Here is a 9,499-nt window from a genome sequence, read left to right as displayed (position 1 = left end):
GTTGATCAATAATAAGCTAAAGGGAACAAAATTAGGAAGATAATTTGGAAAATCGATGATATTGAATAAAGGAACGAGAATTCGTTAATCAATAATGAAAAAATGACTAAAGGAAACAAGATCTTTTAATCAATAACAAAAAAATTGGATAACGAATTTTATTATTCAAAAAATCAGTTGCTTAGTTTATATTTCAGCAAGAAAATTGACAGATTGGTTTGCGCTTGTTAGCTTACAAGAAAAGAGGTGACAGAGTATGATAGGAAGAAGACGTGCAACGAACCACTGGGCGCAAGCTTCAAAAAAGCTTCGCACAGGGCAAAAAGCAGCACCTAAACAAAAGAAATTAAGTAAACAACAAAACGCAAGACGAAGAGGAACACTTGCAGGCGCTATTCGATCAGCTTTCAAGAAATAACCTAACGATAAATCAGTGAACATGACGAGTTTTAAGAGAACTGTTATAATGTTTACGACAAGGAGGCGTTTGAACATTATGAAGACGCTTATTATCGTATCCCATCCGGACATCGATGAATCTGGAAGTCAGCAGTATCTAAAAGAAGCGTTGCCGGATTCATCTGAGATCACTTATCATCACTTAGAAGCGACTTATCCTGATGGTGAAATTGATATTGAACAAGAACAGGCTCTTTTGCAAAAACACGATCGTATTATTTTCCAATTCCCACTATATTGGTACTCGTCACCGCCGATGTTAAAGCACTGGCTAGATGAAGTTTTGACCGAAAACTTTGCCTACGGTTATGGCGGCAATAAGTTAAAAGGCAAAGAACTAGGACTCGTTTTGGTCATCGGCATGCCAGAAAAAGAATACCAAGTCGGTGGCAATGAAGGTTTTTCCCTTAGCGCTTTAACTACGCCTTATCAAGCGATGGCGCAAAAAACACAGATGCAATTTTTAAAACCGTTTCTCATTTTTCAATTCCACTACATGACAGAAAATGAAAAAAAACGTATTTTAATTGCTTACCAACAGTATTTGATGATTGAAAAATTTGATACGTTACGAGCAAAAGAAGCATGGGTGTTAGATCAAATGGAAACGATAGATGAGGAAATGTTACCTGCAGGAAGTTCGTTTATCTTAGACCAAGTAAAAGAAATCATTGAAGATAATCGTATGGAATTAGACGAAATTCAAATGTACTTGGAACAAGCAGGAGGGTCGCTATAGTGGAAGAGCAAGAAAATATTCAGTGGGCCGTCGCTCAACTCGACCAATTAGAAGCTGACAGTCGCGATTACAAACAAAAAGCTTTACTGCTGGGAATCAAAGACCTACTTTTAGAACAACAAAAACGTACCGAGCAGATCCAAGGACAGTTGGACAGTACACTCTGGTCACCCAATGACTGGGGAAATTAAAAAGACTTTTGAAGTTAAGAAAAACGCCTCTTTCTAGTAGAGGTGTTTTTTATATCTAATAAAAAAACCACTTCCAACCTAAGATGGGAGCGGTTTTTTTACGAATTTACATCTCCGGATTCTGATAGTTTCCATCATCTCCGAAAAAGTGATTATACCTTTTCTTAAAGCGACTGAACAAGTATTGTACGAGAATCTTGAGCAAAGCGTAAATCGGAATACCAAATAGCACACCAATAAACCCTAACAAATCCCCCATGATCAATACAACAAGTAAGATAGTTAAAAAGTGTAACTGTAACTTATCGCCCATGACACGAGGCATAACCAAGTTCCCATGCACAGCCTGAATAACAAACCAAGCAATGACAAACATAACAGCCTCAAAGAAAGATTGTTGCAAGGCAATAATGAGCCCAGGAATAAATGTAACCACGGAACCTAAATAAGGGACAAGACTAAAAAGTCCGACTAAAAAGGCCATGATTGTCGCATAATTGAGTCCAATGAGTAAGAAAGTAGGCCAGTACATAATCCCTAATATCGCACTGGAAAGAAGTTGTCCTTTTAAAAAGGCACTTAATTGTTGATCAGCTTTACTAGCCAACATTTTAAAGTCACTGCGAAACTTAGGGGGGACAAGACTGATGACTTTTTCAGAAAATCTTTGTTGATCTTTTAGTAAGAAAAAGGCAACCACGGGCCCTACAAACAAAGTAATGGCTGTTGTCGATACAGCGGAAAAGACACTGCCCAAGCCAGAGACGCCTTTTTGCCAGTTATCTCCTAATGAAGAAAGTGTTGTTTTCATTAAATCATTCGCAGATGAAATTAAAGAATCAAGCTGGTTTTGTAAAGGCAATTGAGCAACAATAGAGCGAAAATCATCTTGCACATTGTCTAAAATGGTAGGAAATTGTTGTACCAGCTCTTGGCCTTCGTTGACTAGCGAACGAATAGCAAAAAAGCCAGCCACTCCGATGATTAAAATAGCTACGACATAAATCAAAGTGACCGCCCACGTTCGTGACATCTTTTTTTCAACCCATCCCACAAAAGGGTTAAAAATATAAAAAATGACTACCGCAAAAATAAACGGCGGTAAAATGGAGAATAAGACGGTGAACAGTGGGGTAAAGACAAAAGACACTTTATCCACCAGAAAAATCGCAATAGCGCTTAAAATAATTAGACCTAAAACATAATAGGAAGTTTTTCCTCCCAAAAATTGAATAAACCGATTCGTCGGCTTCTGTTCCATAATTGTCCTCCTTAGATTGGAAATAGAATCATCGATAATTATAGGGGAGAAGCTGATAACACACAAACAATATCCATTGAAAAATATTTTTTCGAAGAAATTTTGCTAGAAAAAATAAAAGAACGCTTTTTTTGCGTACTTTATTATGTACAGGCAAAAATATCGAAGGAGGATTTGGATTTGAAACAAAAAAAGAAATGGTGTGTAGGGTTATGTGTGGGGATCTTCTTAGGATTTAGTATAGAAAGTAGCGCAGTAGCAGATACGCTGGAAGTTACGCCCCTAAGTACAATTGAAAGGAAAACGACGCACAAAAAAAGCGAAGATGTCACCGAAAATTTTATTGAAAAAATCGGGGAAACGGCTCGAGATATTGGACAAAAAGAAGATCTCTATGCTTCTGTGATGATCGCTCAAGCGATTTTGGAATCTGGTAGTGGACAAAGTGAATTGAGCCAAGCGCCTTACTTTAATATCTTTGGCGTCAAAGGGCAGTATGAAGGCAAAGGTGTTTTGCTACCAACACAAGAAAGCGATAGCCAAGGACGAATGTATACCACAAAAGCGACATTTTGCCAGTATGACAATTACGAAGCTTCGTTAAACGCTTATGCGAAGTTGATTAAAAATGGATTGTCCCATGATCCGAGTTTTTATCAAGGAACTTGGAAAAGTGTAGCATCAGATTATACAGCTGCTACACACTTTTTGACCGGGCGTTATGCGACGGATCCTCATTACCATGAAAAACTAGATAAACTTATTATAAACTACGAACTAACAGACTACGATAAAGCAACAAAAAATACAAAAGAAACAACAGACTATATCCTTCCCTTAGATGATCCAATCGTTACTTCCACTTACGGCAAACGCGGGCAATCTTTTCATCGCGGCATCGATCTAGCGATGGATGAAGGAACAAAAATCCAAGCCGCTGGAGAAGGTCGAGTGACACGTGCGACTTATCACCCCTCTTGGGGAAATTATGTCACGATCCTTCATCCAGATGGACTGACTACTTTATACGCTCATTGTAAGAAAAATCTAGTGCAAGTAGGTCAAGAAGTACAGCAAGGCGAGCAAATCGCACTAGTAGGTAGTACCGGCAATAGTACAGGCCCCCATCTACATTTTGAGGTTAATCGTTCGCAAAGCTTAGTACAAGAGCAGTTGCTTGATCCGATAGAGGTGTTGGAGAATAACTGAATGGTTAGGAAAAGCAACTTATAATGGTTGCTTTTTTCAATAAAAAATTTAACAAGCATTATAAAACTTCATGTTATTTATAAATAAATAGGATGCTTAATAGCGCTAATTTTTAGTAAGACATTCGTTTTTTTATAATTCACAAAACTAATAAAAAAGAAGTTCCTTTTATACAACTCTTTTCATTTTTGTTTATATTAGGTATACTAGGAAATGTTTGTAATAAAAAATTGTATTTTCTGTGAAAAAGGGGTGTTCATTGGTTAATGGAAAAGCCATTTTTAAAGCGTGCCAGTGTATATGTAACAGGTATTCTCGCCTTGGGAATCTGTGTGGCAGGTTTTTATGTGTCTAATCAAAGGCAATACCAGCAACGAGTGGCTTATGCGAATGCAGCACAGCCAAGAGAAGAAAATGAGCTTAATGATTTAGCACAACAGGTAGAAGAACTTTACTTGGAAGATGAACAAGATCTTTTAAAAGAAGAAACAACTCTATCTGATGTAACTGACTTGAAAAATGAAGTCCATCGTATCGATGTAAGCGCCGAAGATTTTCAAATCGAAGAAAACGCACTACCTCAAGGCATTCAAGAGCTAGCTCAGCAAAAAGAGTCAGTGTCTGATCGTTTAACAGACGCAGAGGATAAGTTACATATGCAAGATCAAATTGACGGTCTTTTCACTGAAGAAACGCCTGACTGGCAAGAATATAAGGATGACGTTATAACTGATGAAGACTTGCAGGAAGAAGACATGGCTGATGTGAATGATAACCTAGGATTTTTTGAAGGCGATCAATGGTTAGAACTCGCACAATCTTATACGCAAGAAGCGAATGAACAATTCCAAAGTACGGAAGATATTCAAGAAAAGTTAACACAGTATGAAGACGAAGAGATCACCTACGAGCAATATGCTGCTTTAGCTGCTCAAATCGAAGAGGTTCGTAACCCAGAACAACAAGAAAGATTTGAAGAAACAGCGGATGAACTAGGCGATCGTTTTGGCGTTTCTACACAGGCAGCGGCGGCAGAGGCTCCAACAACTTCTGCAACTGTCGAGGATGAAACAATTGTTGATGGACAAGGTGAAGAACAAGGCGCACAAGTAGAACAGGAAAATACAGAAGCGTATTAACCATTGCTTCATTAAACGGAGGAAAAGGATATGGCAAAAAGAAGCCACAGGAAAACTTCGCGTGGGAAGAAAATCTTACGCATTGTCTTAATTATATTACTTATTTTAGTTTTAGCAATTGTTGGAGTAGCTGTGAAGGTGTATTTAGATGTCTCTGGTTCTGTGGGGAATACCTATGAAAGCGTAGATCGTCCAGACTCTCGTGAGGTCAATTTTGATGAAGAAGAGCCTTTTAGTGTTTTGTTGCTAGGTATTGATACAGGTGACTTAGGGCGAAATGAGCAAGGACGTTCAGATACCATGATGGTAGCTACGGTCAATCCGCAAGAAAATACGTCGACTTTAGTAAGTATACCACGGGATACTTATGTGGATATCGCAGATGAAGGGACACAAGACAAGATAAATCACGCCTATGCCTTTGGGGGAGCTTCCATGGCCATGGATACGGTGAGCGAATTTTTAGATATTCCTTTAGACCATTACGTATCGATTAATATGCAAGGGATCCAGGAGTTGGTGGACGCTGTTGGCGGTGTCGACGTTGATAATGACTTGGAATTTGAACAAGATGGTCACACCTATAATTTTGGAAGAATACATTTGAATGGTGAAGAAGCATTAGGTTACTTACGTATGCGTCATGAAGATCCTGAAGGAGATTACGGTCGTCAAGCGAGACAACGAGCTGTGGTCGAAGGAGTTATTGACCAAGCGACATCTCTTTCAGGAGTGACTCAATACCGAGGGATTCTAGACGCTGTAGAAGACAATATGAGAACAGACCTAAGCTTTGCCAATATGCGTGAGATTGCTCTTGACTATCGAGAAGCTTTTTCAAATGTAGATCAACTACAACTAGAAGGGGAAGGCTTCATGCAAGGTGGGGTTTCTTACCAACAAATAGACGAAGACAACTTGGCAGAAGTACAAGAAACTTTACAAGAGCAATTGCAATAACCAAAAAATAGAAAGTGGAGAACAAATGGAAGAGACGATTAGTTTAAAAGAAATTTTCGACGTATTAAGAAAACATTGGACGACCATTCTAACCAGTTTATTTGCTGGATTAGCCCTGGCCGCAGTAATCACTTTTTTCATTATGACCCCTCAGTACGAGTCGCGAGCCCAATTGATTGTGGCCTCCCCTCAAGATGAGAGTTCTGATGAAAGCTTGAACGCGGTCAATTACAATTTACAAATGCTAAATACTTATAGGGATATCATTGAAGAAGGCGATGCCCTAGCAGCCAATGTGCAAGATCGGCTAACTTCGGAGTATGACTTAGATATGACGATTCAAGAAATTAAAGAGAGCATGGAAGTCGAGCAATCAGAAGAGTCACAGATGTTTTCTATTGTAGCAACCGGCGAAAGTTCAGCGGATGCCGAACACATTGCCAATACGGCAGCGGAAGTTTTTCAAGAAACAGTCCAAGACGTCTTAACGAATGTGGATCGAACGACCATCGTTTCAAGAGCGACGGCTAGTCCTCGACCTGTTTCGCCGAATAGTCCTTTGAATTTAGCGATCGGTCTTATCTTGGGTCTGTTAGTAGGGATTGCGATAGCCTTCTTAAGGGAAGTTTTTGACCGTACCATTAAGGATACGCATTATATCACGGATGACTTAGGGTTAACAGTTTTGGGCAATGTTCCGAAATTGAGTCAAAAAGAAATTGATGCGACGACACAAAAACTACGTAATGGAACACAAGGCAATGATCAAGATGACGACAATAGCAACAATAACTCAACAAGTGGCGGACGTCGCAGCCGCACACGGGTATAGGAGGGGAGCATAGGAAAATGAAAAAAGAAAGAACAAGTACAAAAACACAACCAGTCAGCTTGATTTCATTAGTGGATCCTTCCTCGCCTGTAGCTGAGCAATATCGTACGATACGTACGAACTTACAATTCGCTTCTTCAGCTGATCAGCAAGTACAAACTTTAGTGGTGACTTCCTCAGGACCAAGTGAAGGGAAGTCGTTAACTTCCGCAAACTTAGCTGTAGTTTTTGCTCAAACGGGACAAAAGGTTTTACTGGTAGATGCGGATATGCGTAAGCCTACCATTCATAAAACATTCCAATTAAATAATGAAGCAGGCTTAAGTACGGTCCTAAGTACAGGTGTAAGTCTAGAAGAAACTGCACAGAAAACAACGATAGAAAATTTATCCATATTAACAAGTGGACCGAAACCCCCAAATCCTTCAGAACTATTAGGTTCAGAAAAGATGAATCAAATTATGGAAGAAGCTCGTCATTTATTTGATATGGTAATCTTCGATATGCCACCTGTTGTGACGGTAACCGATGCGCAAGTTATGTCTTCTAAAGCAGATGGCACCTTACTTGTCGCTCGAGAAAATTGGACAAGAAAAGATGCTTTGAGTCAGGCAAAAGAATCCTTAGATTTAGTTCAGGCCCGTATTTTAGGCGTCATTTATAATGGCGCAAAACAAGACAAAGATAAAGCCTACTATTATTACTCTGATTAAAAGGAGCGAAAACAATGATCGATCTACATTGCCATATTTTACCGAATATAGATGATGGCGCTGATAGCATCGAAACGAGCCTTGCTATGGCTAAAGAGGCGGTTCGCCAAGGAATCACACATATTTTATGTACACCCCATCATAATAATGGTCGTTACCAAAATTCCAAAGCGACGGTGATTGCAGCCGTCGCTTCCTTGCAAGCAGAGTTAGATAAGAAGCAAATTGAATTAACTCTATTGGAAGGCCAAGAAGTTCATCTGACAGGTAACTTATTAGAAGAGGTAAAACAAGATCGGATTCTTTTTACTGATCTAGCAGATACATATGTATTACTGGAATTGCCCACGATGGATATTCCTGCTTATACTGAAGAACTTTGCTTTTCGCTAAGAACGCATGGGAAAGTTCCAGTGATTGTACACCCAGAGCGCAATGCCAAGTTTAGAGAAGATCCGAATCGTCTACTTCCTTACTTGGAAATGGGCTGTTTAGCGCAGCTAACCGCTCCAAGTTTGGTAGGTAGTTTTGGCAAGTCTATTCAAAAGACAGCAAAAGAAATGGTCGAACATAATCTTGTGCAAATGATGGCTTCTGATGCTCATGGAGTGAATAAGCGTGCCTTTCGTTTAAAGGAAGCTTATGAGTTGTTAGATAGTAATAAAGCACAATTAATGAAACAAGTGGCAAAAGATTTGGTGAATGGAGACCAGGTATCTTTTCCAAAGTATAAAGAAGTGAAAAAGAAAAGGTTTGGTTTGTTTTAAGAGGTGAATAAAGTGGAAAAGGTTGATCACACTCGAAAAGTAAGTAGTGATGGGCAATATATATGGCTTAATAAAACCGAAATTAATCATAAATATGTTTATCATTTTATAGCCCGGAGTGTTGATATTGTTGGAAGTATTGTAGGGCTCATTTTATTAAGTCCGCTGTTTTTAATAGTTGCTTTTTTGATAAAAAAAGAGGAACCAGAAGGGTCTGTTTTATATTCGCAAATAAGAGTTGGGAGAAATAGAAGAGAATTTCGGATGTATAAATTTCGCTCTATGTGTGTAGATGCTGATGCTAAACTAGCAGAATTACTTCAACATAACGAAGTTGAAGGGGCGATGTTTAAAATAAAAGATGATCCTAGAATAACAAAGGTTGGTAAATTTATACGTAAAACTAGTATTGACGAATTACCTCAATTATGGAATGTACTTAAAGGTGAAATGAGTTTAGTAGGACCACGTCCTCCTTTAGTAAGAGAGGTTAAAGAATACGGTGAATATGATAAACAGCGCCTATTAGTTAAGCCAGGGTGTACAGGTTTATGGCAAATTAGTGGACGAAATGCAGTAGGATTTCATGAAATGGTTAGCTTAGATGTGTTGTATATAAAGGATTTGAGTATATGGAATGATTTAAGAATAATGGTTAAGACTATTAGAGTTATATTGAAGCCTAATGATGCATATTAAAATTAAATTTATGGAGTTAATTATAAAAATGAGAAAAAGAAGAAGCCCTAAGATATGTTTTGTTTCCTCATCAGGGGGACATTGGGAACAATTAAAAAAATTAAAACCATTAGCCGAAAAATATGAAGGCTTTTTTGTAACTGAAAAAACTCAATTTGAAACTCCTTTGGGGAACCTGAATGATTTCTAAAAATTTGTGGATAACTAAACGGGCCGGTCAACAGGGTTGTTGTTCGTGTTATTTTCTATTTTTGCTATCGTTTTTGAACCAAACACAGGAAAGAACTACTGTAGAACGCTAAAAAAGGGTAAAGGTCTTCCTAGAAGGTGGAAAATACGCTTTTTATAAGGAAAGAGTGAAGAGAATAAGTTAAAGATTCAAGCGCTGGATTCGCGTAAGGACTTCCCAGAAAAGCGTGTTATAAACGTTGGTACTAGAAAGGTGAATTTGAATTTTTCGCGCATGTTCCGTGACTCTTCCTGCGATATGGAAGAGTTGAAAGCGGATCGTGTCAATCACTGTGGCCTTT

The 9,499-nt window shown here is 38.6% G+C and carries 13 protein-coding genes; 11 read left to right on the top strand and 2 right to left on the bottom strand.

Annotated elements, in window-relative coordinates:
* Positions 1 to 256 precede the first annotated feature (256 nt).
* From G577_RS12290 to G577_RS0109385, 3 genes are all read left to right on the top strand, one after another.
* Positions 257 to 418 (top strand): hypothetical protein, encoded by a 162-nt coding sequence (locus G577_RS12290; RefSeq protein WP_169357992.1) that lies wholly within the window; start codon positions 257 to 259, stop codon positions 416 to 418.
* Between the two features lie 78 nt (positions 419 to 496).
* Complete coding sequence (locus G577_RS0109390; RefSeq protein ID WP_028790972.1) at positions 497 to 1,198, top strand: NAD(P)H-dependent oxidoreductase; 702 nt, start codon at positions 497 to 499, stop codon at positions 1,196 to 1,198.
* On the top strand, positions 1,198 to 1,389 hold the full coding sequence (locus G577_RS0109385) for a hypothetical protein (RefSeq protein WP_038025546.1): 192 nt from the start codon (positions 1,198 to 1,200) through the stop codon (positions 1,387 to 1,389). The genes G577_RS0109390 and G577_RS0109385 overlap by 1 nt, the downstream gene beginning before the upstream one ends.
* A 106-nt stretch (positions 1,390 to 1,495) precedes the next feature.
* Here G577_RS0109385 and G577_RS0109380 read toward each other — a convergent pair whose 3' ends face one another.
* Positions 1,496 to 2,650, bottom strand: a complete 1,155-nt coding sequence (locus tag G577_RS0109380; protein WP_028790970.1) for an AI-2E family transporter — start codon at positions 2,648 to 2,650, stop codon at positions 1,496 to 1,498.
* 180 nt (positions 2,651 to 2,830) lie between these two features.
* Between G577_RS0109380 and G577_RS11445 the strand changes: the two genes are divergently transcribed.
* The 8 genes from G577_RS11445 (at position 2,831) to G577_RS0109340 (ending at position 9,159) form a co-directional block, all read left to right on the top strand.
* On the top strand, positions 2,831 to 3,859 hold the full coding sequence (locus G577_RS11445; protein ID WP_051176770.1) for a peptidoglycan DD-metalloendopeptidase family protein: 1,029 nt from the start codon (positions 2,831 to 2,833) through the stop codon (positions 3,857 to 3,859).
* Positions 3,860 to 4,125: 266 nt separating this feature from the next.
* On the top strand, positions 4,126 to 4,998 hold the full coding sequence (locus tag G577_RS0109370) for a hypothetical protein (RefSeq protein ID WP_028790969.1): 873 nt from the start codon (positions 4,126 to 4,128) through the stop codon (positions 4,996 to 4,998).
* Positions 4,999 to 5,028: 30 nt separating this feature from the next.
* On the top strand, positions 5,029 to 5,958 hold the full coding sequence (locus G577_RS0109365; protein WP_028790968.1) for an LCP family glycopolymer transferase: 930 nt from the start codon (positions 5,029 to 5,031) through the stop codon (positions 5,956 to 5,958).
* Between the two features lie 25 nt (positions 5,959 to 5,983).
* Positions 5,984 to 6,790, top strand: a complete 807-nt coding sequence (locus tag G577_RS0109360) for a YveK family protein (protein ID WP_028790967.1) — start codon at positions 5,984 to 5,986, stop codon at positions 6,788 to 6,790.
* 17 nt (positions 6,791 to 6,807) lie between these two features.
* A complete protein-coding gene (locus G577_RS0109355; RefSeq protein WP_028790966.1) occupies positions 6,808 to 7,503 on the top strand; it encodes a CpsD/CapB family tyrosine-protein kinase in 696 nt (231 codons plus the stop codon).
* 14 nt (positions 7,504 to 7,517) lie between these two features.
* Entirely contained in the window at positions 7,518 to 8,270 is a 753-nt protein-coding gene (locus tag G577_RS0109350; protein WP_028790965.1) for a tyrosine-protein phosphatase, read from the top strand.
* A 12-nt stretch (positions 8,271 to 8,282) separates the two neighbouring features.
* Positions 8,283 to 8,969, top strand: coding sequence for a sugar transferase (locus G577_RS0109345; RefSeq protein WP_028790964.1), 687 nt, complete (start codon positions 8,283 to 8,285; stop codon positions 8,967 to 8,969).
* 28 nt (positions 8,970 to 8,997) lie between these two features.
* Complete coding sequence (locus G577_RS0109340) at positions 8,998 to 9,159, top strand: hypothetical protein (RefSeq protein WP_211219233.1); 162 nt, start codon at positions 8,998 to 9,000, stop codon at positions 9,157 to 9,159.
* A 180-nt stretch (positions 9,160 to 9,339) separates the two neighbouring features.
* On the opposite strand, the gene G577_RS11900 is transcribed toward G577_RS0109340, so the two are convergent.
* The coding region (locus G577_RS11900; RefSeq protein WP_211219234.1) for a transposase at positions 9,340 to 9,499 on the bottom strand (160 nt) is incomplete at its 5' end.

It is taken from the genome of Tetragenococcus muriaticus DSM 15685 (assembly GCF_000423785.1).
Taxonomy (GTDB): domain Bacteria; phylum Bacillota; class Bacilli; order Lactobacillales; family Enterococcaceae; genus Tetragenococcus; species Tetragenococcus muriaticus.
Note: the sequence above shows the minus strand (reverse complement) of the source record. Positions and strands in the feature narration are given on the sequence as shown.

Coding starts and splice junctions, on each gene's coding strand:
- G577_RS12290 (WP_169357992.1), top strand. CDS start 257: ATGATAGGAAGAAGACGTGCAACGAACCACTGGGCGCAAGCTTCAAAA.
- G577_RS0109390 (WP_028790972.1), top strand. CDS start 497: ATGAAGACGCTTATTATCGTATCCCATCCGGACATCGATGAATCTGGA.
- G577_RS0109380 (WP_028790970.1), bottom strand. CDS start 2,650: ATGGAACAGAAGCCGACGAATCGGTTTATTCAATTTTTGGGAGGAAAA.
- G577_RS0109370 (WP_028790969.1), top strand. CDS start 4,126: ATGGAAAAGCCATTTTTAAAGCGTGCCAGTGTATATGTAACAGGTATT.
- G577_RS0109365 (WP_028790968.1), top strand. CDS start 5,029: ATGGCAAAAAGAAGCCACAGGAAAACTTCGCGTGGGAAGAAAATCTTA.
- G577_RS0109360 (WP_028790967.1), top strand. CDS start 5,984: ATGGAAGAGACGATTAGTTTAAAAGAAATTTTCGACGTATTAAGAAAA.
- G577_RS0109355 (WP_028790966.1), top strand. CDS start 6,808: ATGAAAAAAGAAAGAACAAGTACAAAAACACAACCAGTCAGCTTGATT.
- G577_RS0109350 (WP_028790965.1), top strand. CDS start 7,518: ATGATCGATCTACATTGCCATATTTTACCGAATATAGATGATGGCGCT.
- G577_RS0109340 (WP_211219233.1), top strand. CDS start 8,998: ATGAGAAAAAGAAGAAGCCCTAAGATATGTTTTGTTTCCTCATCAGGG.